The 21024-nt window shown below is 74.0% G+C and carries 20 protein-coding genes; 6 read left to right on the top strand and 14 right to left on the bottom strand.

The features are described from left to right. Positions 1-3 precede the first annotated feature (3 nt). Complete coding sequence (locus FHX46_RS19285; protein ID WP_167116926.1) at positions 4-1071, top strand: alpha/beta hydrolase; 1068 nt, start codon at positions 4-6, stop codon at positions 1069-1071. 11 nt (positions 1072-1082) lie between these two features. Here the strand turns inward: FHX46_RS19285 and FHX46_RS19280 are convergent, their stop codons facing one another. The 5 genes from FHX46_RS19280 to FHX46_RS19260 all read right to left on the bottom strand — a co-directional run bounded on the left by FHX46_RS19280 (position 1083) and on the right by FHX46_RS19260 (position 6403). Further along, positions 1083-2234, bottom strand: a complete 1152-nt coding sequence (locus FHX46_RS19280; protein WP_167116923.1) for an alpha/beta hydrolase — start codon at positions 2232-2234, stop codon at positions 1083-1085. A gap of 93 nt (positions 2235-2327) precedes the next feature. After that, positions 2328-2987: a response regulator transcription factor gene (locus FHX46_RS19275; RefSeq protein ID WP_167116920.1), complete on the bottom strand. Its 660-nt coding sequence runs from the start codon at positions 2985-2987 to the stop codon at positions 2328-2330. After that, on the bottom strand, positions 2987-4387 hold the full coding sequence (locus FHX46_RS19270) for a sensor histidine kinase (protein ID WP_208400204.1): 1401 nt from the start codon (positions 4385-4387) through the stop codon (positions 2987-2989). The genes FHX46_RS19275 and FHX46_RS19270 overlap by 1 nt, the downstream gene beginning before the upstream one ends. Before the next feature lie 26 nt (positions 4388-4413). Continuing rightward, positions 4414-5136, bottom strand: coding sequence for a type 1 glutamine amidotransferase (locus FHX46_RS19265; RefSeq protein WP_167116917.1), 723 nt, complete (start codon positions 5134-5136; stop codon positions 4414-4416). Beyond that, positions 5129-6403 carry a Mur ligase family protein gene (locus FHX46_RS19260; RefSeq protein ID WP_313886190.1) on the bottom strand — a complete coding sequence of 425 codons (1275 nt, stop codon included), beginning with the start codon at positions 6401-6403 and terminating at the stop codon, positions 5129-5131. Before FHX46_RS19260 ends, FHX46_RS19265 begins: the two co-directional genes overlap by 8 nt. 214 nt (positions 6404-6617) lie before the next feature. Here FHX46_RS19260 and FHX46_RS19255 point away from each other — a divergent pair, with 214 nt between their 5' ends. Next, the gene (locus tag FHX46_RS19255; RefSeq protein ID WP_167116914.1) at positions 6618-7838 is read left to right on the top strand and encodes an alpha/beta hydrolase; all 1221 of its coding nucleotides are present in this window, start codon (positions 6618-6620) and stop codon (positions 7836-7838) included. After that, positions 7816-11133, top strand: a complete 3318-nt coding sequence (gene lysX, locus FHX46_RS19250; protein ID WP_167116910.1) for a bifunctional lysylphosphatidylglycerol synthetase/lysine--tRNA ligase LysX — start codon at positions 7816-7818, stop codon at positions 11131-11133. The genes FHX46_RS19255 and lysX overlap by 23 nt, the downstream gene beginning before the upstream one ends. Before the next feature lie 6 nt (positions 11134-11139). On the opposite strand, the gene FHX46_RS19245 is transcribed toward lysX, so the two are convergent. From FHX46_RS19245 to FHX46_RS19220, 6 genes are all read right to left on the bottom strand, one after another. After that, positions 11140-12000 carry an RNA polymerase sigma-70 factor gene (locus FHX46_RS19245; RefSeq protein ID WP_167116907.1) on the bottom strand — a complete coding sequence of 287 codons (861 nt, stop codon included), beginning with the start codon at positions 11998-12000 and terminating at the stop codon, positions 11140-11142. A 74-nt stretch (positions 12001-12074) separates the two neighbouring features. Then, on the bottom strand, positions 12075-13694 hold the full coding sequence (locus FHX46_RS19240) for an ABC-F family ATP-binding cassette domain-containing protein (RefSeq protein ID WP_167116904.1): 1620 nt from the start codon (positions 13692-13694) through the stop codon (positions 12075-12077). A gap of 171 nt (positions 13695-13865) precedes the next feature. After that, a complete protein-coding gene (locus FHX46_RS19235; protein WP_167116901.1) occupies positions 13866-14141 on the bottom strand; it encodes a hypothetical protein in 276 nt (91 codons plus the stop codon). Positions 14142-14364: 223 nt separating this feature from the next. Continuing rightward, entirely contained in the window at positions 14365-14868 is a 504-nt protein-coding gene (locus FHX46_RS19230) for a flavin reductase family protein (RefSeq protein ID WP_167116898.1), read from the bottom strand. A gap of 108 nt (positions 14869-14976) precedes the next feature. Continuing rightward, the gene (locus FHX46_RS19225) at positions 14977-15405 is read right to left on the bottom strand and encodes a helix-turn-helix domain-containing protein (protein WP_167116895.1); all 429 of its coding nucleotides are present in this window, start codon (positions 15403-15405) and stop codon (positions 14977-14979) included. Positions 15406-15531: 126 nt separating this feature from the next. After that, positions 15532-16914: an MFS transporter gene (locus FHX46_RS19220; protein ID WP_167116892.1), complete on the bottom strand. Its 1383-nt coding sequence runs from the start codon at positions 16912-16914 to the stop codon at positions 15532-15534. A gap of 88 nt (positions 16915-17002) precedes the next feature. Between FHX46_RS19220 and FHX46_RS19215 the strand changes: the two genes are divergently transcribed. Beyond that, the gene (locus FHX46_RS19215; RefSeq protein ID WP_167116889.1) at positions 17003-17584 is read left to right on the top strand and encodes a TetR/AcrR family transcriptional regulator; all 582 of its coding nucleotides are present in this window, start codon (positions 17003-17005) and stop codon (positions 17582-17584) included. 2 nt (positions 17585-17586) lie between these two features. Here FHX46_RS19215 and FHX46_RS19210 read toward each other — a convergent pair whose 3' ends face one another. Next, on the bottom strand, positions 17587-17997 hold the full coding sequence (locus tag FHX46_RS19210) for a MarR family winged helix-turn-helix transcriptional regulator (protein ID WP_313886189.1): 411 nt from the start codon (positions 17995-17997) through the stop codon (positions 17587-17589). A 50-nt stretch (positions 17998-18047) separates the two neighbouring features. Between FHX46_RS19210 and FHX46_RS19205 the strand changes: the two genes are divergently transcribed. After that, entirely contained in the window at positions 18048-18446 is a 399-nt protein-coding gene (locus FHX46_RS19205) for an SRPBCC family protein (RefSeq protein WP_167116884.1), read from the top strand. A 102-nt stretch (positions 18447-18548) separates the two neighbouring features. On the opposite strand, the gene FHX46_RS19200 is transcribed toward FHX46_RS19205, so the two are convergent. Both FHX46_RS19200 and FHX46_RS19195 read right to left on the bottom strand, forming a co-directional pair. Next, complete coding sequence (locus FHX46_RS19200) at positions 18549-19331, bottom strand: NAD(P)-binding domain-containing protein (protein ID WP_313886188.1); 783 nt, start codon at positions 19329-19331, stop codon at positions 18549-18551. Between the two features lie 11 nt (positions 19332-19342). After that, positions 19343-20290: an alpha/beta hydrolase gene (locus tag FHX46_RS19195; protein WP_167116878.1), complete on the bottom strand. Its 948-nt coding sequence runs from the start codon at positions 20288-20290 to the stop codon at positions 19343-19345. 85 nt (positions 20291-20375) lie between these two features. Here FHX46_RS19195 and FHX46_RS19190 point away from each other — a divergent pair, with 85 nt between their 5' ends. After that, the gene (locus tag FHX46_RS19190; protein ID WP_167116875.1) at positions 20376-20987 is read left to right on the top strand and encodes a TetR/AcrR family transcriptional regulator; all 612 of its coding nucleotides are present in this window, start codon (positions 20376-20378) and stop codon (positions 20985-20987) included. The last annotated feature ends 37 nt before the right edge of the window (positions 20988-21024 follow it).

Raw genomic sequence — 21024 nt, 5'->3', positions numbered from 1 at the left:
CGTGTGACCACCCTTGCCGAGATGTCGCTGACCGGCTGGTGGCCGGTGCGGGTCGTGCTGCTGGCCGCGCTGGTCGCCGCCGGGGTGCTCGTCTGGCGGCTGCGACGGCGGTGGGCGCGGGTCGCGCTCACCGCCGTGGCGGTGGTGCTGGCCGCGGCGAACGTGCTCGCCGCGGTCAACGCGTCCTACGGCTACTACCTCACCGTCGGGCAGGCGATCGGGCTGCCCGGCCGCGACGCCGCGTCCCTCCAGCAGCTCGATCGCGCCGGCGTGCCCGGGTCCGGGCAGCTCGTCACCCTCACCATCCCCGCGCGCGCCGCGCACTTCGCGGCCCGGCCGGCCCAGGTCTACCTCCCGCCCGCGTGGTTCGCCCGGCCCCGGCCGAACCTGCCGGTCGTGGTGCTCCTGCACGGCACTCCGGGCGCACCCGGCGACTGGACCGACGGCGGTGGCGCCACCGCCACCCTGGATGCCTGGGCCGCCGCTCACGGCGGCACCGCCCCGATCGTGGTGATGCCCGACATCAACGGGGCCTTCGACGCCGACAGCGAATGCGTCGACGGCCCGGCCGGGCAGGCCGAGACCTACCTGACGCAGGACGTGACCTCGTTCGTCACCAGCCGGTTCTTCACCCGCCCGGCCGGGCGGCACTGGGCGGTGGCCGGATTGTCCGAGGGCGGTTCCTGCGCGCTCACGCTCGCGCTGCGCCATCCCCGGATCTTCGGCACCTTCGCCGACTTCAGCGGGCTGGCCGGGCCGCGCACGGGTGACGGCAACGAGGTCGGCGACACCATCCCGGCGCTGTTCTCCGGTTCGGCCGCCGAGTTCGACGCGCACGAGCCGGCCTGGCTGCTGACCCACCACCGCTATCCCGGGCTCGGCGGGTGGTTCGAGGTCGGCGACGCCGACGGCGAGCCGCTCGCCGCCGCGCAGCAGCTCGAACCGAGGGCCGCCGCCGCGGGCATCACCACCCGCCTGGTCGTGGTGCCCGGCGGCGGGCACGACTTCTTCCTGTGGCGGCAGGCGTTCGCCGACGCGCTGCCCTGGCTCGCGGCCCGCCTGGCCGGCTGACTCACCCCGGCTCACCCCACCGCCGGGAAGGTGTTGCCGGCGAACACCAGCAGGTAGGGCAGGGTGGCGCGCGCGGTCCGCCAGGTGTGCGGGAGACCCGGTTCGACGTGCACCATCGCGCGCTGCCCGTCGGCGGTCAGCTTCCCGGCCAGTTCCCGCGCCCGGGCCACGTCCCCGCCGTCGTGCGACCCGGCCGCGACGAACACCGCGACCGGATCGGGGAACACCATGCCGCGCAGGTAGTCGCGCGGGGTGTTGCGCTCGATCGCGGCGGCGTCGCCGTGGAACTCCGTCCGGACGTCCCCGGGCGCGTCGTAGGGCAGGGTGAGCAGCAGCACGCTGAACTCGCCGGTGTGGTGCAGCCCGATGTTCAGCGCGGCGAACGCGCCGCCGGACATCCCGCCCAGCGCGCGGGCGGCACGGTCGCGCACCGTCCGGTAGCGGCCGTCCACGGCGGACACCACCGGTCCGGTCAGGAACGTCTCCAGCTTCGGCCCGCCGGGCAGGTCCAGGCCCTCCCAGTCGCGTTCCGGCTGTCCGGCGGTCAGATCGGCGCTCACCACGATCATCGGCGGGATCGCGTGGTGGCGGTAGAGCAGGTTCAGCGCGCCGGGCGCGTCACCCGCGGTCAGCCAGTCCTGGGAGGACCCGAACGGGTAGCCGTGCAGCAGGTAGACCACCGGGTAGGAGCGCGTGGAATGGGCGTAGCCGGGCGGCAGCAGCACGTAGATCCGCCCGGTGGGGATCCCGTCGGCCGGGCCGGCCAGCTCGAACGAGTCCAGGCGCGGGGTGTCCGCATCCGCGGGCGTGCGCCGGTCGCCGCGCCCCACGTCCGGGTCCCCGCCGTCGTCGACGAGCCGGCCCAGCGCGGCTGCCGGGCCGTCCGCGCGTTCCAGCAGCATCGCGAAGTCGTGCCGGTCGCGCACGTACCCGACGTAGCTGTTGACCCCGGTCAGGGCGGCCACCAGCAGGCAGAGCGCCGCGGCGACCCGGGCCCGCCGCCGGATCCGCCGCCGGTGCAGCCACCGCAGCGCCACCACCAGCAGCACGACCGCGGCCGCGCCGAACCCCAGCCAGATCAGCGGCGATTCGAACGGCCCGGTGGCGCGGCAGTAGCGTGCCACGTCCGCCGGGACGGTGACGTCCGCCGCGAACCCGTTCATCCCACCATCATCACCCGGGCTGCCAGCTCGCGGCGACGGCGCCGGTCAGGACGCTGGTCGCGGCCCCGGTCAGGGCCGGGGTCAGGGCTCGGGTCAGGGCGCCGACAAGCGGTATCCCACCCCGCGCAGGGTCTGGATCAGGTCCGGGCCGATCTTGCGCCGCAGGTAGCCGACGTAGACCTCGACGATGTTCTCGTCACCGTCGTAGTGGGCGTCCCACACGTGGGTGAGGATCTCCCGCTTGCTCAGCGCTTCACCGCGCCGCCGCAGCAGGAACTCCAGCAGACCGAACTCGCGCGCGGTCAGCTCGATCTCACGCTCGCCGCGGTGCACCGTCCGCGCCGCCGGGTCCAGCCGCAGATCCGCCAGGGTGAGCACGGCAGGCCGCTCCGGCGCTCCCCGCCGCAGCAGCGCCCGCAACCGGGCGAGCAGCACCACGTAGGAGAACGGCTTCGTCAGGTAATCGTCGGCACCCAGGTCGAACGCGTCCGCCTCGTCGTACTCACCGTCCTTCGCGGTCAGCACCAGCACCGGCGTCCAGTTCTCGCTCTGCCGCAGCCGCTTGAGCACCTCGTACCCGGACAGCCCGGGCAGCATCAGGTCGAGCACGACGACGTCGAACTGCTGCTCCCGCGCCAGCCACAGGCCGTCCGGACCGGTGTGCGCGACCTCCACCGCGAACCCCTCCGCGGTCAGGCCCTTGCGCAGGGTTTCGGCGAACACCTGCTCGTCTTCCACCACCAGCACACGCATCAGGGTTCCTCCCGCAACGGCAGCCGGATGCGGAACCGCGCGCCGGGGCAGGCCGGATCACCGCTGTCCCCGCATTCGGCGGCACCGCCGTGCCGGGCCGCGATGCCCGCCACGATCGCCAGTCCCAGCCCGGCCGACCCGCCGGTCCCGGACGTGTTGTGGTGCCGCGAGTCGTCCCGCCGCACGAACCGCTCGAAAATCCGTTCCCGGTCCTCCGCCGGCACCCCGGGCCCGTCGTCGCCGACCTCGACCACCGCGGTGGCCCCGTCGCTGCCGGTGCGCACGGTGATCCGGCTCGCGGCGTGCTCACGCGCGTTGTCCACCAGGTTGCGGATCGCGCGCCGCAGCTGCGCGGCGTTGCCGGTGACCTTCACCGGCTCGGTCCGGATCTCCACCCGCAGCCCGACCGTCGACCGGGCCCGCTCCGCCTCGGTGCGCGCCAGGTCGTCCAGGTCCACCTCGCCGTGGTGCGGGTTGTCGGTCGCGTCGTCGGTGCGGGCCAGCAGCAGCAGGTCATCGACCAGTTCACGCAGCCGGCTCGTCTCCCGCGCCACCACGCCGACCAGCTCGTCCCCGCCCATCGCCTCCGGATGGTGCTCGGCCACCTCCAGCGCGGTGGAGATGGTGTTGACCGGGGAGCGCAGCTCGTGGCTGGCGTCGGAGACGAACCGCCGCTGCGCGCCCTGCGCGGACGCCAGCCGGTCCAGCATCGAGTTCAGCGTCACCGCCAGCCGGTGCACCTCGTCCCGGCCGGGCGGCACGTCCACCCGGCGTTCCAGATCGCGGGTGGTGATCTCGGAAACCGTGCGGCGCATGCGCTCCACCGGTCGCAGCGCCGATCCGACCGCGCGGTGCACGGTCAGCGCGGAGATGCCGAGCAGCGGCAGCGCAGCCGCCGCGAACAGCAGCGACAGGCGGGTCAGCGCCTCGGTCACCGGAGCCAGCGAGCGCGCCGACACCACGGTGTACGGGCCGCCGGGACCCGCGACACCGGTCGACACCAGCCGGTAGTCCGAGCTCGAACCGTTCACCGTCAGCGCGACGGTCTCCACCACCTCGTGGCCGGGTGCCGGCCGCACCGGCGTCAGCGGCGGCTGCCCGCCCAGCGCCGGGTCGGCCGCCACCACCTGCCCCTGCGCGCCGAGCACCTGGAGCACGGAGGCGGAGTCGCCGCTGCCGGCCACGTCGGTGCCGGTCAGGTCGCGGGCGCCCTCGCGGGCGATCTCGTGCACCACCTGGAGGCCGGCGCTGCGCGCGTCCTCGGTGGTGGACTTGTCCAGCGACCAGCCGAGCAGCAGCACCACGACGACACCCGCGACCACGATCGCGGCGGCCACCGCGGTGACCGCCACCAGCGTCGTCCGGGTGCGCACACCCAGCCGGGCCAGCACAGCCGTCATGCCCGCAGCGTAGGGAAAGCGGCGCGTCACCGCCGGGTCCCGCCACGCGCGGCCCGTAACCGCTCGCGGCGCAGCTCGTCCACCTCCGGCAGCGGCAGCGCGGCCGGCGGGGCCCCGGTCATCCAGCCGATCAGCAGGTCGGCCAGGGCCGGGTTGCGCGCCAGGACCGGTCCGTGCAGGTAGGTCGCCAGCACCCGGCCGGTGACCGCGCCGTCGCCGCCGTCACCGTTCCCGGCACCGGCGCTCACCCGACCGAGCGGCACGCTGCCCGGCCCGACCCCGGTGATCCCCAGGTGGTTCTCGAACCCGGTCAGCGGGCCCACGCCGATCCCGCCCGCGGTGTCCACCACCACCTCACCGACCGCGCGCCGCCGGCCCGGTGTGGTGATCGCGTCGAGCAGGCCGAGTCCGTCGTGACGGCGGCCGTCCCCGGTGACGAACGAGGTGCCGAGGATCTGCAGCCCGGCGCACACCCCGAACACCACCGACCCCCGTGCGGCCGCCCGGCACAACCCCGGGTGCGCACGCAGGTAGTCGCAGGCCAGCGCCTGCGCCTCGTCCTCGCCGCCGCCGAGCAGGTACGCGTCGAGGCTGTCCGGCACCGGCTGCCCGTAACCGATCTCCAGCACCTCCGCGGGCATCCCGCGCCACCGCAGCCGCTGCCGCAGCACGGTGGCGTTGCCCGAGTCGCCGTAGGTCCCCAGCACGTCCGGCAGGACGAGCCCGATCCGCAGCACCGAATCACCCATCGCCGATCCGCTGCCCCAGCTGCCGGAAGGCGGTGTAGTTCGCGACCAGCTCGACCGGGCCGGGCGCCAGCCCCTCGACGGCCCGCACCGGGTCGGCGCACCGCTGGTGCGCGACCCCGGCGTAGGTCAGCCGCACCGCCAGGTCGGCCGAGCGTTCCCCGGCGGCCACCACCGGGCGGTCGCGCAACAGCTCGAACGGCACGTCCCACAGCCAGGACAGGTCCCGCCCGTCCGCCTCGCGCCCGTTCACCGCGACCACCACCGCGGACCGCTCGTCCAGCAGCGGCAGCGTCTCCCGCCACCCGGCCGGGTTCTTGGCCAGCAGGATCCGCACCCGGTGCCCGGCCAGGGTGGTCTGCCGGTACCGGCCGGCCACATCGCTGATCGTGGTCAGGCGCTGCCCGGCCGCGGCCGGGTCCAGCCCCAGCAGCGCGGCCGCGGCGACCGCCATCGTCGCGTTCGCGGCGTTCGCGCGCCCGGGCAGCCGCAAGTCGATCGGGACGGTCCGGCCGTCCGCGCCCACCGCCGCGCCGTCGGTCAGCACCCAGTCCGGCCGGGGCCGCGCCAGCCCGCACCCGCAGCGCCACAGCAGCCCGTCGTGGTCGATCGGCTGCCCGCACCGGCCGCACGCCCGCGAGTCCTCGTCCCAGCTCCCGCCCGCGCTCACCCAGACCGGCCGGGCCGACGCCATGGCCGCGGAGGTGGCGAGCGGGTCGTCGCAGTTCGCCACCACCGCCGTGCCGGGCAGCCCGGCGATCGCCTGCCGCAGCGCGCGCTCCACGGAACGCACCTCGCCGACCCGGTCGAGCTGGTCGCGGCTGAGGTTGAGCAGCACCAGGCAGGCGGGTTCCAGCCGGCGCGCGACCTCGGCCACGTAGTTCTCGTCGATCTCCAGGACGGCCAGCGGCGCGTCCGGCCGCTGCGCGAGGGCGGCGATGATCCCGTCCGGCATGTTGGCGCCGTCGCTGTTGGCCGCGACCGGTCCGGCCGCGGCCAGGATGCGGGACAGCATGAGCGCGGTCGTGGTCTTGCCGTTCGTGCCGGTCACCAGCACGACGGTCCGTCCGGCGCCGAGGTGCCGCAGCACGTCCGGGTCCAGCGCGGCGGCGACCCGGCCCCCGATGACCCCGCCCGCGCCCGCGCCCAACCGGCGGGACGCCCCGGCCGCGACGCGGGCGAGCGCCACCGCGAGCCGCGTGCGCGGCGGCTGGTGCGGGGGAGCGGTCCGGGCTCGCCGTTCGCCGAGGACTGGGGAACCCAGGCGCACAGGCGGTTCTCCTTCCGGGTCGGTCACGTCGTGGCCACTGTGCGACCACTGTGCGCCGCGAAGGCTGTGCGGACCCTGAGAACGGCATGCCGGAACGGCGCGGGGTACACCGCGCCCGCGGCGAGCCTAGCGCCGGTTCCTGAGCGGACGCTGAACGATGTCCTGGCTGATAGGGCCGCCGGACCGGGTTCTCGATCACGGCTAGATTGACGGCGTGCACGCCTCCGCCATCCGTATCGACACGCCCCCGTTCGTGGTAGGGGCGGCCGTCGTCGCGCTCGTTTGTGTCGCCGTCGTGCCGTGGGCCTGGGACCGGTGGCGCCGTCGCCGCGTCACCGGCCGCGTCGTGACGACGGTCGCGGCGGTGGTCGCCGTGGTGCTCGCCTGCGGATCGGCGGTGAACTCCGCCGGCAGCTTCTACCCGACGCTCGGGTCCCTGCTGGGCACCTCGCCCGATCCGGCCGAGGGCACGGTCGCCGAGGGCGGGCCGGACGGCCGCGACCTCGGGCGCGCCATGACCACGGCCAGCGACCGGGCGGGCGGGGGGCGCGGCTCGCTGGTGCACCTCACCGTCACCGGCAAGCGCACCGGGATGACCCGCGACGTCGACGTCTACCTGCCCGCGGCCTACACGCAGCCGGAGTGGGCCGGATTCCGGTTCCCCGTGGTGGAGTGGATCCCGCACTTCCCCGGCGAGCCGCGTCAGGTTGCGACGCTCTACGGCCTGCCCGAGCAGCTGGACGCCGCGATCGCCGGCCACCGGCTGCCCCCGGTCGTGGTGATCGTGCCCGACCCCAACGGGGAACCCCGGCTGACGCACGATTCGGAGTGCGTGGACGCCGCGGGCGGCCCGGACGACGACACCTTCCTGTCCGCCGACCTGCGCGGATGGGCGCGCGACCACCTGCGCGTGCGCGTGGACCGGCAGGGCTGGTCCGCGGCCGGGTGGTCCTCCGGCGGGTACTGCGCGCTCGACCTCGCCGCCCGCCACCCGCAGTGGTACGGCACCGCGGTCAGCATGAACGGCTACGACGTGACCCCGCACGACGTGCAGACCGGCGATCTCTTCCGCGGCCGGGAGGACCTGCGCCGCGCCAACGACGTGTCCGCGATCCTGCGCGACCACCCCGCGCCGCTGCGGCTGCTGGCCATCGCCGACGCCTCCGCCGGCGACGAGTGCGCCGCGCTGGACCGCCTCCGCGCCGCGGCCGCACCACCGGCGGAACTGACCACTCGGGTCCTGCCCGCCGCCGGGCACAACCTGGCCACGGTGCGCGCCGAGCTGCCGGACGTGCTGAACTGGCTGGGGAGCCAGCTGGGCAACCCGGTGGCCGGCCCGGACGTCCCTGGGCAGAACGCCGGAACCATCCCGGCGTGGCCCCTGCCCGACACCGGATCACCCGGAGCGCTTCATGGCACCGACACGAGCCTCTGAGCCGGCCACCGGTACCCGGCCACCCGTGTCGCGCTGGCGCGGCAAGGCGGCCGGCGTGCTCGCCACCGTCGTCCAGCTCGGCGCGCTGGCCTCGGTGGTGCTGCTGCTCGGCGGCAGCTCGCACCACGACTTCTACCGCTGGACCGTGGGGTTGTTCTCGCTGCTGAACCTCCCCGTCGACTCGAACATCCTCATCGCGCTGGTCCTGGCCGTGCTCGGCGCGGCCCTGCGGCGGCGCAAGCGCGCCGCCCTGAACACGCTCATCCTGTTCCAGGCCGCCGGGCTGCTGATGGACCTGGCCTTCCAGATGGTCCTGCTGTGGGCCCCGCGGGTGCTGACCCTGCCCCGCCGCGGGCCCGAGCACCTGCCGGCCACGTTGTGGGCGCTGACCGGCGCGGAGGTCGTCGCGGTCGCCCTGATCGTGCTGCTGCTGGCACTGCGCCCGGCGTTCCCCGCCCGCCTGGCGCCCGGTGCCTGGAAGCACGCGCTCGTCGTGGGTGTGGCCGGGTTCGGGGCGACGATCCTGCTCGGGTGGTGCCTGCTCGAGGTGTTCCCCGGCACGCTCTCCGGCCTCGGCGACGCGTTCCTGTGGTCGGTCAACCACTCCACCGGTGAGCTGCTCCAGCTGCGGCGGCTGGGCGTGCGCGAAGGTCCGGCGTGGATCGACGCGCTGCTCGACCTCGGTGCCACCTGCTCCGCGGTCGCCACCCTGTGGGTGTTCTTCCGCGGTGTGCGCGTGCAGCAGCGCCGCACCGATGCCGACGAGCTGCGGCTGCGCGCGCTGCTGGCCGAGCACGGCGACGACGACTCGCTGGGCTACTTCGCGACCCGGCGGGACAAGTCGGTGGTCTTCGCGCCCGGTGGCCGGGCCGCGGTGACCTACCGCGTGCTGGGCGGCGCGAGCATCGCCAGTGCCGACCCGATCGGCGACCCGGCCGCCTGGGGGCAGGCGATCCAGGCGTGGCTGGCCGAGGCGCACACCTACGGCTGGGCCACCGGCGTGCTGGGTGCCAGCGAACGCGGCGCCCGTGCCTACGTGCGCGCCGGTATGAAGGCCCTCGAACTCGGCGACGAGGCCATCCTGGACATCCGCGACTTCAGCCTGTCCGGGCCGCACCGCCGGTCGGTCCGGCAGGCGGCGCGGCGCATCGAACGCGCCGGGTACACCGCGCGGATCCGCCGGCACGCCGACATCCCGAAGTCCGAAATGGACGAGCTGCTGGCGCACGCGCAGCGGTGGCGCGACGCCGGTACCGAGCGCGGGTTCTCGATGGCGCTGTCCCGGCTGGGCGACCCCGCGGACGGCCGGTGCGTGATGGTCGAGGCGTTCGACGCGCAAGGGCGGCTGCGCGGGCTGTTGTCGTTCGTGCCGTGGGGTCGGCGTGGCCTGTCGCTGGACCTGATGCGGCGCGACCGCACGGCCGACAACGGGCTCAACGAGTACATGATCGTGCAGCTCGTGCTCGCCGCGGCGCAGCTGGGCGTGCAGCGCGTGTCGCTGAACTTCGCCATGTTCCGCGCCGTGTTCGCGGCCGGTGAGCGGATCGGCGCCGGCCCGGTGCTGCGCGCCTGGCGCGCGGTGCTCGGCCTGGCGTCCCGGTTCTTCCAGCTCGAGTCGCTCTACCGGTCCAACGCCAAGTACGGGCCGGACTGGGAACCGCGGTTCCTGTGCTACCGCGCCGCGCGCGGGCTGGGCCGCATCGGGCTGGTCGCCGGCGCGCTGGAGGGGTTCCTGCCCGGTGGCGCCCGGCACCGGGCGATCTCGGCCGGGGGCGTCGACGAGGAGTTCCTGGCCCGGCTCGGGGAGATCGAGGCGGCGCGGCCGCAGGCCCGGCCGGTGCGCCGGCCCGAGCAGGTGCGGGTCCGCGTCGCCAAGCTGGACCGGTTGCGTCACGCCGGGATCGACCCGTACCCGGCCGGGTTCGAGCGGGACACGTCGCTGCGCGAGATCCGCGCCGGGTTCGACGGGCTGCCGCCGGACACCCGCACCGGGCACAAGGTGCGCGTGGCCGGCCGGGTGATGGCGATCCGGGACCTCGGCGGGGTCTGCTTCGCCCGGCTGCAGGACGGCGAGGCTCAGCTCCAGCTGATGCTCGGCGACGACCCGTTGTGGCGGACCGGGGTCGACCTCGGCGACCACGTCGGCGCCGTCGGCGAGGTGGTGACCTCGCGGCGCGGTGAGCTGTCGGTGCAGGTTTCCGACTGGACCCTCACCGCGAAGTGCCTGCATCCGTTGCCGGACAAGCGGAAGGGGCTCGCCGACGCGGAGACCCGCGTGCGGCAGCGCTACCTGGACCTGATCGTCAACCCGGCGTCGGCGGAGATGCTGCGCCTGCGCAGCGCGGTGGTGCGGTCGGTGCGCGAGGGTCTGCAGGCGCACGGGTTCCTCGAGGTGGAGACCCCGATGCTGCAGGCCGTGCACGGCGGGGCCAACGCCCGCCCGTTCGTCACCCACATCAACGCCTACGACATGCGGATGTACCTGCGGATCGCGCCGGAGCTGTACCTCAAGCGGCTGTGCGTGGCCGGGGTGGACCGGGTGTTCGAGCTCAACCGCAACTTCCGCAACGAGGGTGTGGACGCCACGCACAACCCCGAGTTCACGATGCTGGAGGCGTACCAGGCCTACGCCGACTACGAGACCATGCGCGCGCTGGCCCGGTCGCTGATCCAGGAAGCCGCCGTGGCGGCGTACGGGAAACCGGTGGCGTGCCGCCCGGACGTCGGTGAGGTCGACCTCTCCGGCGAGTGGCCGGTGGTGCGGGTGTACGACGCGGTGTCGGCCGCCCTGGGCGAGACCGTCACCCCGGACACGCCGCCGGAGCAGCTGCGTGCGTGGTGCCACGCCGCCGGCGTGCCGGCCGGGGACGAGGCCGGGCACGGTGACCTGGTCGGCAAGGCGTTCGAGCACCTGGTGGAACCGGCCACGGTGGAGCCGACGTTCTACGTCGACTACCCGGCCGACACCTCGCCGCTCACCCGCCCGCACCGGCTCGACCCGCGGCTGGCCGAGCGGTGGGACCTGATCGCGTTCGGGGCCGAGATCGGCACCGCCTACACCGAGCTGACCGACCCGCTGGAGCAGCGCCGCCGCCTGGAGGAGCAGTCGCTGCGCGCGGCGAGCGGCGACATCGAGGCCATGGAACTCGACGAGGACTTCCTGCTCGCCCTCGAACACGGCATGCCGCCCACCGGTGGCCTGGGCATCGGGATCGACCGCCTGGTCATGATGCTCACCGGCGCCTCGATCCGGCAGAGCCTCGCGTTCCCCTTCGCCCGCCCCGCACCCCGGTAGGGCGGGTCAGCGGCGCAGCTCGGCGACGCGGTCCAGCCGGCCCAGCTTGTGCGGGTTGTTGATCCCGTAGATCCGGGTGATCCGGCCCTCGGAGACGACCAGGCTCAGCGCGGCGGCCGACCCGTCCACGTCGAGCCGCACCCCCGGCATGCCGTTGACCCAGGTGGCGCTCGCGGTGAACCCGGTGCGCGCCGCGGCGCGGGCCAGCAACGTGGCCACCAGCTCGGCGCCGACGACCGGTTTGCGCGCGGCCGGCGCGATACCGCCGCCGTCGGAGATCACCACCACGTCCGGGGCCAGCACCGCCATCAGCGCCTGCACGTCGCCGCTGGAGACGGCCGCCAGGAACGAGTCCACGGCCGCCTGCTGCTCACTGCGGTCGACCTGCATCCGCGGTCGCCGCGCGGCGACGTGCTCGCGGGCGCGGTGCCCGATCTGCCGGACCGCCGCCGGGCTCTTGCCCAGCGTCTCGGCGATCTCGGCGTAGGGCGTGCCGAACACTTCGTGCAGTACGAACACCGCCCGCTCGACCGGCCCGAGGGTCTCCAGCACGGTGAGCATCGCGATCGAGACGTTTTCGGCCAGCTCCACGTCCTCGGCGACGTCGGGTGTGGTGAGCAGCGGTTCGGGCAGCCACTCGCCGACGTAGTCCTCGCGCCGCCGGGACAGCGACCGCAGCCGGTTCAGCGCCTGCCGCGTCACCACGCGCACCAGGTAGGCACGCGGATGGGTCACCTGGGCCTGGTCCACCTCGGCCCAGCGCAGCCAGGTCTCCTGCACGACGTCCTCGGCGTCGGCGGCCGAGCCGAGCATCTCGTAGGCCACGGTGAACAGCAGGCTGCGGTGCCTGACGAACGGGTCGGTCACGGATCCTCCTCCGGGTATTGCCATGCAGACACCGGCCGGCGCGCGGATGTGACACCACGCGCCGGCCGGTGATCTCAGCTCCGCGGCGAGCTCTCCAGCAGGCGCCCGCGGTCGAGGCCGAGGTGACGCGTGATCCCGATCCCGGCGAGGAACCGCTCGTCGTGGCTGACCACGACGAACGCGCCCTGGTAGGCGTTCAGCGCTGCTTCCAGTTGCGCGGTGCTCACCAGGTCCAGGTTGTTCGTCGGCTCGTCCAGCAGCAACAGCTGCGGCGCCGGCTCGGCGAACAGGACGCACGCCAGGGTCGCCCGCAGCCGTTCACCGCCGGAGAGGACGCGGACCGGCAGGTGCGCCCGCTGCCCGCGGAACAGGAAGCGGGCCAGCAGGTTCATCCGGTCCGCGGGCAGCATCCCGGGCGCCCGGTGGGCCAGGTTCTCCGCCACCGTGCGGTCGTCGTCGAGCAGGTCCAGGCGCTGGGACAGGTAGGCGACCCGGCCGTCGGCGCGCTTGATCGTCCCCTCGTCGGGGTCGAGGTCGCCGGTGACGATCCGCAGCAGCGTGGACTTGCCGGAACCGTTGGGCCCGGTCAGCGCGATGCGTTCCGGACCGCGCACCGCGAGGTCCACACCGGACCCGAACAGGTCCCGCTTGCGCAGGCCCTCGCCGAGGAACAGCGTCCGGCCGGCCGGGACGGCGGTCCGCGGGAGCTCCAGGACGATCTTGTCGTCGTCCCGCAGCGACCGCTCGGCCTGGTCCAGCTTAGCCTTCGCCGCGCTCACCCGGGCGGCGTGGGTGTCGTCGGCCTTGCCCGCGGACTCCTGCGCCCGGCGCTTCCGCGCGCCCATGAGGATCTTGGGCAGCCCCGCGTCCGCGGCGTTGCGCTGCGCGGTGCCCGCCCGGCGGGCGGCGCGTTCGCGGGCCTGCTGCCGGTCGCGCTTCTCGCGCTTGACCTCCGCCTCGGCGGTGCGGATGTTCTTCTCCGCCACCTCGCGCTCGGCCTGGACCGCGTGCTCGTAGTCGGTGAAGGTGCCGCCGTAGAACCGGACCTCGCCGGAGCCGAGCTCGGCGATGCGGTCCATCCCGTCCAGCAGGGTGCGGTCGTGGCTGACCACCAGCAGGCATCCGCTCCAGTCGTCGAGGACGGCGTGCAGGCGGCGGCGCGCGTCGAGGTCGAGGTTGTTGGTGGGTTCGTCGAGCAGCAGCACGTCGGGCCGGGCGAGCAACTGGGCGGCGAGCCCGAGGGACACGACCTGGCCGCCGCTGAGGGTGTCCAGTCGCCGGTCCAGCGCGACGTCGCCGAGGCCCAGCCGGTCGAGCTGGGCGTGCGTGCGCTCCTCGATGTCCCAGTCGGTGCCGATCGTGGTGAAGTGCCGCTCGTCCGCGTCCCCGGCTTCGACAGCGGCCAGGGCCCGCAGGACCGGGTCGATGCCGAGGACCTCGGACACGGTGAGGTCACCGGTCAGCGGCAGGTCCTGGGGCAGGTAGCCGAGCAGCCCGTCCACGGACACGCTGCCCGCGGCCGGTTCGAGCTCGCCGGCGATCAGCCGGAGCAGGGTGGATTTCCCGGCGCCGTTCGGGGCGACCAGGCCGGTGCGGCCGTCCGGGACGGTGAGGGAGAGCTGGTCGAAGACCGGCGTGCCGTCCGGCCAGGAGAAGGACAGCGCGGACACGACGACGCGAGCGTCGGAAGACATGAGAACGACCTCGGAAGGGTGTGGTGGAACGGGGACGACGACAAGACCGCGACGGCACTGCCGCCGACGGCCGGGCTACCTCCGGGGCTCACCCGGAGATGTCGTCGTCACTCACCACGTCGGAACTCCCCGTTCACGGTTCTCGGTCGCCACGATCCTAGCAGCGGACGGTCACGCCAGTTCGGCCGAAACGACCGCGGGCAGCTCACGCAACCGGGACAGCAGCAGGTCGATCTCCTCGCCCCGCAGCAGGACGGCGCAGACCATGCTGCTCTCCCGGACACCGTCGCGGATGTCGACCGAGAGCTCGTGCACCGTGCGGCCCTGTTGCGACAGGGCGCCGACCAGGGCGGGAACCTGCTCGACGCCGCCGGTGAAGTAGGTGGCGATGCGGCGCCGGACGAGCAGGGACGAACGCGGGGCGGGAGTGGCGAAGCTGATGGACATGTCGGATCTCCACGAAAAGCGCGACAGCGGATGGATCCGGGCCAGGTCCCGAAGAGCGAACGCGATCGTCGGCACTGCGCGCCGGCGACCTGGGTTCAGCCGGCGCGCCGGGTTACGAGTCGCGAGGACATCGGACGGCGCTGCACGGCGACAGGCTAACACGGCCGCCCGCCGATCGCCGAGACCTGTGATCACCCCCGCCGCGTGAGGTGTCCGGGCCCGGCTACGGCTCGTTGCCCGGGGGCAGGTCGCGGACGGCCCGGAAACCGAGCTGCGGGCCCAGCTCGGTGGCGGTCGTGGCGGCGATCGGGCGCAGCAGCAGGCCCAGGTGGTCGCCGGTGTCGTGCCGGGACAGGATCTCCCCGGCGAACCAGCCGGGGCAGTCCTCGAGCAGGGGCACGCCGCCCGGCCCGGGCCGCCAGCGGCACCGGGTGAACTTGTCCGTGTCGAACCCGGTGTGGCTGCCGAACAGCTCCGCGAGCCCGGTGGCCGAGGCATCGAGGCGGTGCACGGCGACCGTGGACGCGCCGGTGGCGACCTGGAAGGTGTGGTTCCGCTTCGACAGCCACACCATGAAGCGCGGTGGGGAGATGCTGCACTGCGCGGCGAACCCGATCAGGCAGCCCGCGCGGCGGGTCCCGTCGGTCGTGGTCACGACGAACATCGGGTAGTCCAGTGCGTCGACGACCGTCTCGAAGCCGCTGTGGGCGGTGTCGTGTGGTGTCATGGTGGTGCTGGAACTTACCCGCGGCGGGCGGTCGCGATCAATTCCCGCCGCGCCGCCGTACGAGTCTCCACAGTGCGACTCTCCACAGTGGTCTCCGCGCACGGTCGGTCAGGAGAGCACCGCGTCGACGTGGCGCAGGACCGCGATGCTGTCGTCCAGCCTGCCCAGCACCACGATCTTCAGGCGCGCCCGCTCCTCGTCGTAGGCCGTCTCGATGTGCAGCTGCCGGGCACCCGCGCCGCGCGCGGCGGCAGCGCTCATCAGCATCGTGGTCACCCGGCCGGCCCGCTCCGCGCTGATCGCGTCGATCTCCACGATGCTCGACACGTCGACACGGCAATGCCGCCCCACCGGCTCGGCGGCCGGCGACATGGGGGAGCGGCCGGTGAACTCCTCCAGGTCGTCACGGGCGATGCGGTACTGCTTGCCGATCCGCACCGCTTTCAGCCGCCCTTCCCGCACGTATCCGCGCACGGTACGGACGTGCAGGCCGAGCATCTCGGCGATCTGGTCCACCGAGTAGAGCTTGTCATCCACGCACGCACTCTAAGCGGCCCGGCGGGCACCGACCGGCAACGGCGGGGGAGGGGGACGCCGGGACGCCGGCCGGGCCGGTGCGCGGATTCACCACCGGACCGGCCGGCTCGTCCGTGGGCGGCCGGCTCAGCTCGCGGCCGCGGCCCGGCGCGGGGCGAGCACCGCCGCGACGATCGCGGCCGCCACCGCGATCACGGCGAACACCAGGAACCCGCCGCGGAACCCGCTCAGGGTCTGGGCGACGAGGCTGGCTGCGGCCACGCTGGACACCACCGCGGCGCCCAGGGACGCGCCGAACTCGTGGAACGTGCTCACGATGCCGGAGGCGATGCCGGCCTCGTGCGGCGCGACCTGCCCGAGCGCGGTGGCCGAGGCGACGACGAACAGCACGCCCGTCCCGGCGCCCGTGACGGCGAGGCTGATCGCCACGACCGCCGGGTGCATCGCCAGTGCGGGCAGGATCAGGCCGGCCGCGGCGATCAGCAGCCCGGTCACCGCGAGCGGACGCGCGCCGAACCGGCCGAGGGCCTTGCCGGTGAGGTTGGCTCCCGCCATGGTCAGCAGCGCGACCGGCAGGAACAGCAGCCCGGTCGGCAGCGCGCCGTAGTGGCGCTCGTGCTGGAAGTAGAACGTGCCCAGGAAGAACACCGCCACGGTCAGGGCCGTGGCCATGAGGATGAGGAACGTGCCGGTCGCCACCGGGCGGCGGGCCAGCAGCCGGACGTCCATCAGCGGTGCCCGGGTGGTGCGCTGCCAGGCGACGAAGGCCAGGTAGCCGACGGCGGCCGCGAGCACCAGCCACCCGGTGGTGGCGGTCAGCCACCCCTGGTCGCCGGCGTGGATCAACGCGTACACCAGCGACCCGGACGACGCGGTGACGAGCAGCGCACCCAGCGCATCCAGGCGGCCGCCCGGCGCCGCCGCCACGGCGCGCGGCAGCAGCCGCGCGAGGGTGACGGCGATGACGAGCCCGATCGGCACGTTGATCCAGAACACCCAGGGCCATCCGGGGCCGGCGGTGATCAGCCCGCCCAGCAGGACGCCGAGCGCCGCGCCCCCGCCGCCCAGCGCCGACCACACGCCGAGCGCCTTGTTCCGTTCTTCCCCGTCGAACAGGCCCACCACCAGCGACAACGCCGAGGGGGACAGCAGTGCCGCGCCGACCCCTTGCGCGATCCGGCCGCCCAGCAGCACGCCGGACGATCCGGCGAGGCCGGTCACCAGCGAGGCGGCCGTGAAGACCAGCAGGCCGGTGAGGGCGATCCGTTTCGCGCCGAGGAGATCGGCCAGCCGCCCGCCGAGCAGCATCAGGCCGCCGAAGGTCAGGGTGTACGCGCTGACCACCCAGGTCATCGTGGCCCGGCTCAGGCCCAGGTCCGTTTCCATGTGCGGCAACGCGATCGCCACGACGGTGACGTCGAGGATCAGCATCAGCTGGGCGACGCCCAGGAATCCGAGGATGCGCCACCGCAGGGGGTGTGCGGCGGGCTGTGCGTAGGTGTCCGACATCGCTTCTCTCCGGTTAACTCGTACGACGAAGTACGATTTACAACCGGAAGTCTAACCCGTACATTCCCGTACGAGATAAACTGGGGAGGTGGCCACTCCCGCACGACCGCGTCGGCGCGCCGACGCCGAACGCAGCATCGCCCGGATCGTCTCCGCCGCCCGGGAGGTCCTGGGCCGTGATCCGGGCGCGAGCATCGACGAGATCGTGACGGCGGCCGGGGTCGGCCGGATGACGCTGTACGGGCACTTCCCCAACCGCGCCGCACTGGTCGAGGCCGCGCTGGCCGACGCGATCCGGGAGGGGGAGGAGGCGCTGTCCGCGGTCGAGCTCGGCGGTGACGCGCGCGCGGCGATGACCCGGCTGCTGGCCGCCACCTGGTCGCTGGTGGCGGAGTCGGCCAGGCTGCTGGAGGCGGCCGAGGAGCTCCTGCCCGCGGCGCGGATCCGGGAGCTGCACGGGAAATCCGCCGCGCGCGTCGAGGACCTGATCCACCGCGGGCAGCGGCAGGGCGTGTTCCGCACCGACCTGCCGACCGACTGGCTGGTGAACGTCGTGCACTACATCCTCAACGGCGCCGCCGAGGAGAGCCGCGCCGGGCGCCTGCGTCCGGGCGACGCCCCGGCCGTGGTGATCGCGACGATCGAGTCGGTGCTGGCCCCGCCGCGCTGAGGTCAGGACGAGGCGAGACGCGTCAGCATGGCGCGGAACGCCCGTTGCTCGGCGGCGCTGAGCGGGCCGAGCAGTTCGGCCTCCACCGCGTGGATGCCGGCCCGGATCGCGGCGTGCCGGGCCTTCCCGGCGGGGGTCAGCCGGACCACGTGGGCCCGCCGGTCGGCCGGGTCCGGTTCGCGCACGACCAGGCCCTCCCGGGCGAGCTCGTCGAGCAGCGCGATCAGCCGGGTCTTGTCGTAGCCGATGGCCTTGGCCAGCGCCACCTGCGAGGTGGCCGGACGCTCGGCGAGGCTGGACAGCGCCGCGTAGGCCCACATCGACACGCCGTGCTCACGCAGCACCGGCTGCTCGGCGTGCATCAACCGCCGCACCACGCGCCCGAACAGCGCGCCCAGGTCCTCGTCCGCCACACGACGATCGTAGAGTGACAAGACGATAAGCATGAGCGTACGATACGCAGATGCGTACGAATAAGGTCCTGTCCGAAACGATCTCCATTGCCGCCTCGCCCGGCACCGTGTTCGATCTCGTCTCCGACCCGCGTCAGCTGCCCCGGTGGGCACCGGGTGTGGGCCGGTCCGTCCGGCGCGACGGCGACGACTGGGTGATCGTCAACGGCGAGAACGAGGCGCGGATCACCGTCCGCGCCTCGCGCGAGCACGGCGTCGTCGACCTGCTCGCCGCCCACGACCACAGCCAGGGCGTGTTCACCCGGGTGCTGCCGCAGGGCGACGGCGCCGAGTACCAGTTCACGATGTTCTTCCCGCCCGACGCGCCGGACGAGGCGATCGCCGCACAGCGGGCGGTGGTGCGCGGCGAGCTGGACACCGTCCGCGCCCTGTGCGAGGGGCCCGGCTGACCGGTTCTCGTGCCGCGGCAGGCCCGGATCAGCCCCGCGCTCCGACGGTCCGCAGGAGGCCGGTGCGGTCCGGCGGGACGGCGGCGGTGCGACCGTCGGCGACTATCCGCGCAGCCGGTCCAGGATGTGGTCCAGGGCGCGGCGCACAGCCGCGGGGACGCCGTCGCGGCGGAGGTCGGCCCGGAACTGCTCGTTGTTGCCGCCCGGGGTGGCGTGGCTGCGTATCAGCGTGTCGAGCGAGTCGCTGTGCTGCGACAGCGATTCACCCAGGCGGCCGAAGATGTGCGTGGTGTAGCCGGTGGCCGTCCGGCGGTCCACGCCCTGGGCGGCCAGCCAGCCGGCGATGGTGGCCAGGTAGTCCAGGTGGGCGGCGAAGGTGGCCGTCACGGCGCTGAACGCGTCGAACGCCTTCTCCTCGCCGGGCACGAGGACACCGCCGACCCGGTCGAACAGCGCGCGAGCGGCGGGGTGGTCCGGGAACACCACCGTGCGGCTCCGGGCACTCGCCGCCTGCGGCAGCGGGATGGCCCGCACGAGGCCGCCGGCCGGGGCGGCCCACTCGCGCAACCGGTCCAGTTGTACCCCGGCGACGGCGCTGACCAGGACGTGGTCCGGCCGGAACGACAGTCCGGAAAGGACCTCGCGCGTCACCGGTGGGCGCACCGCGAGCACGACGGTGGGGGCTCGGTCGAGCACCTCCTGGTTGCCGGCGGCCACGTCGACGGTGGGGAACCGGGCGGCGAGCGCGCGGCTCGCCGCCCGGCCCCGCGGCGACAGGACGATCCGTGGCGGGTCGGCGAGCCCGCTGCACAGGCCGGTCACGATCGCGGCCGTGATCTCGCCGGTTCCCAGGAACCCGTAGGTGGCCTGCTTCTGGTCGGGCACGCCGGGCTCCATCAGTCCTGGCCGAGGGCGTCGTGGAGGAAGGCGGTGATCTCCGCCCGCGCGCGCCCGGCGTCGGGGACCACCTCGGGCATGCTCAGGAAACCGTGCGTGGCCCCGGGGAACTCGGCGAGCCGCACCGGTGTCCCGGCTGCGTCCAGGCGCTCGGCGTAGCGCCGGGCGTGGTCGGCCAGCGGGTCCTGTGTCGGCACCAGCACCAGCGCCGGGGGCAGCCCGCCCAGGTCGTCCGCGTACAGCGGGGACAGGGTGCGCGCGTCCGTGCCCGGCGGCACCCCGAGCCGCTGGATCAGCTGCAGCTGCGGGACGGTCAGGGTCGGGCTGTCGGCGTGTTCGGCGATGGAGGCGTGCGCCAGCATCGTGTCGGTCACCTCGGTCACGGGGTTGACCAGCACCTGCGCCCGCAGCGGCAGCCCGGCCTCCCGGGCCTGGAGCGTGGTCAGGGCGCCGATCAGCCCGCCGCAGCTCTCCCCGAACACCGCCACCCGCGCCGGGTCGACCCCCCACTCCGCGGCCTTCCGCACCACGTGTTCGAGGGCGTCCCAGCCGTCGTCGGCGGCGGCCCGCAGCGGCGTGTCCGGGGCGAGGAGGCGGTGCTCGACGGAGACGACCACGGCGGGCAGATCGACGGCCACGTGGCTGGTGATCCAGTCGCATTGCACCGCAGTGCCCACGAATCCGCCGCCGTGGACGTGGAGCACGAGCGGCAGGGCGGTTCCCGGAGCCGTCCTGGCCGGCCGGAGGACCCGCACCGGGAGGTTGCGGCCGGGCAGGGCGATCTCCTGCCACTGGATGTCGGCGTCCGGATGCGGCGTGCCCGTGATGGCCCGCATGGCGGGTGACGCTCGCCGCTGGTTCTCCGCGTCGCGGTAGGCGATCAGCTCTTCCTCGGTCATCGCCAGCCAGTCCGGCTGCGTGCCCAGTGCCTGTTCCCGTAGAGACATTGCTTCCCCTTCCGTCAAACCTACGGTGTAGGTTTGCCCATACGCTACTTTCTACGACGTAGGTTTGACAAGCAGGGGAGCGCGTGTGGCCGGACGGACCCAGGGCAGGGCGGCCGGGCTGGATCGCCAGCGCATCGCCGCCGCCGCCGTCGCACTGGCCGACCGCGACGGACTGGAGCGGTTCGGCGTGCGGCGGCTCGCGTCGGAACTCGGGGTGGATCCGATGTCGATCTACCACCACATCCCGGGCAAGGCGGCGCTGCTGGACGCGATGTCCGAAGCGGTCCTCGCCGAGATGCCTCCGGTGGCGGAGGCGGACCTGGGCTGGCTGGAGATCGCCCGTCACACGGCCCACGCCTATCGGGAGATCGCCTACCGGCACCCGCGCGTGTTCCCGCTGCTGGCCACCCGCCCGCAGACCTCGCCGGTGGCGCTGGCCGCGCTGGAACGGCTGGTCGCCGCGATGCGCGCGGCGGACCTGCCCGACCAGGTGGTTGCGGACGCCCCGCTGACGCTGTTCGCGTTCCTCAACGGCTATCTGCTGGCGGTGCTCAGCGGCGGCGGTGCGGCGCCCCCGATCGACGCCGCCGCGTATCCGGTGATGACCGCGCTCACCCCGCTCCAGGCGGGCTTCGGATCGCGGGAGGAGTTCGACCGGCTGCTCGGCACCGTGCTCGCCGCGATCCGGGACCGGTGAACCGCGCTTGCCTTGACGTCCACGTCAAGCGGCATGA

Origin of the sequence: Amycolatopsis viridis, from assembly GCF_011758765.1 — a bacterium.
Taxonomy (GTDB): domain Bacteria; phylum Actinomycetota; class Actinomycetes; order Mycobacteriales; family Pseudonocardiaceae; genus Amycolatopsis_E; species Amycolatopsis_E viridis.
Note: the sequence above shows the minus strand (reverse complement) of the source record. Positions and strands in the feature narration are given on the sequence as shown.

Excerpts from the sequence above, each read along its gene's own strand:
- FHX46_RS19280 (WP_167116923.1), bottom strand. The coding sequence starts at position 2,234 with ATGAACGGGTTCGCGGCGGACGTCACCGTCCCGGCGGACGTGGCACGC.
- FHX46_RS19275 (WP_167116920.1), bottom strand. The coding sequence starts at position 2,987 with ATGCGTGTGCTGGTGGTGGAAGACGAGCAGGTGTTCGCCGAAACCCTG.
- FHX46_RS19270 (WP_208400204.1), bottom strand. The coding sequence starts at position 4,387 with ATGACGGCTGTGCTGGCCCGGCTGGGTGTGCGCACCCGGACGACGCTG.
- FHX46_RS19265 (WP_167116917.1), bottom strand. The coding sequence starts at position 5,136 with ATGGGTGATTCGGTGCTGCGGATCGGGCTCGTCCTGCCGGACGTGCTG.
- lysX (WP_167116910.1), top strand. The coding sequence starts at position 7,816 with ATGGCACCGACACGAGCCTCTGAGCCGGCCACCGGTACCCGGCCACCC.
- FHX46_RS19240 (WP_167116904.1), bottom strand. The coding sequence starts at position 13,694 with ATGTCTTCCGACGCTCGCGTCGTCGTGTCCGCGCTGTCCTTCTCCTGG.
- FHX46_RS19235 (WP_167116901.1), bottom strand. The coding sequence starts at position 14,141 with ATGTCCATCAGCTTCGCCACTCCCGCCCCGCGTTCGTCCCTGCTCGTC.
- FHX46_RS19230 (WP_167116898.1), bottom strand. The coding sequence starts at position 14,868 with ATGACACCACACGACACCGCCCACAGCGGCTTCGAGACGGTCGTCGAC.
- FHX46_RS19220 (WP_167116892.1), bottom strand. The coding sequence starts at position 16,914 with ATGTCGGACACCTACGCACAGCCCGCCGCACACCCCCTGCGGTGGCGC.
- FHX46_RS19205 (WP_167116884.1), top strand. The coding sequence starts at position 18,048 with ATGCGTACGAATAAGGTCCTGTCCGAAACGATCTCCATTGCCGCCTCG.
- FHX46_RS19195 (WP_167116878.1), bottom strand. The coding sequence starts at position 20,290 with ATGTCTCTACGGGAACAGGCACTGGGCACGCAGCCGGACTGGCTGGCG.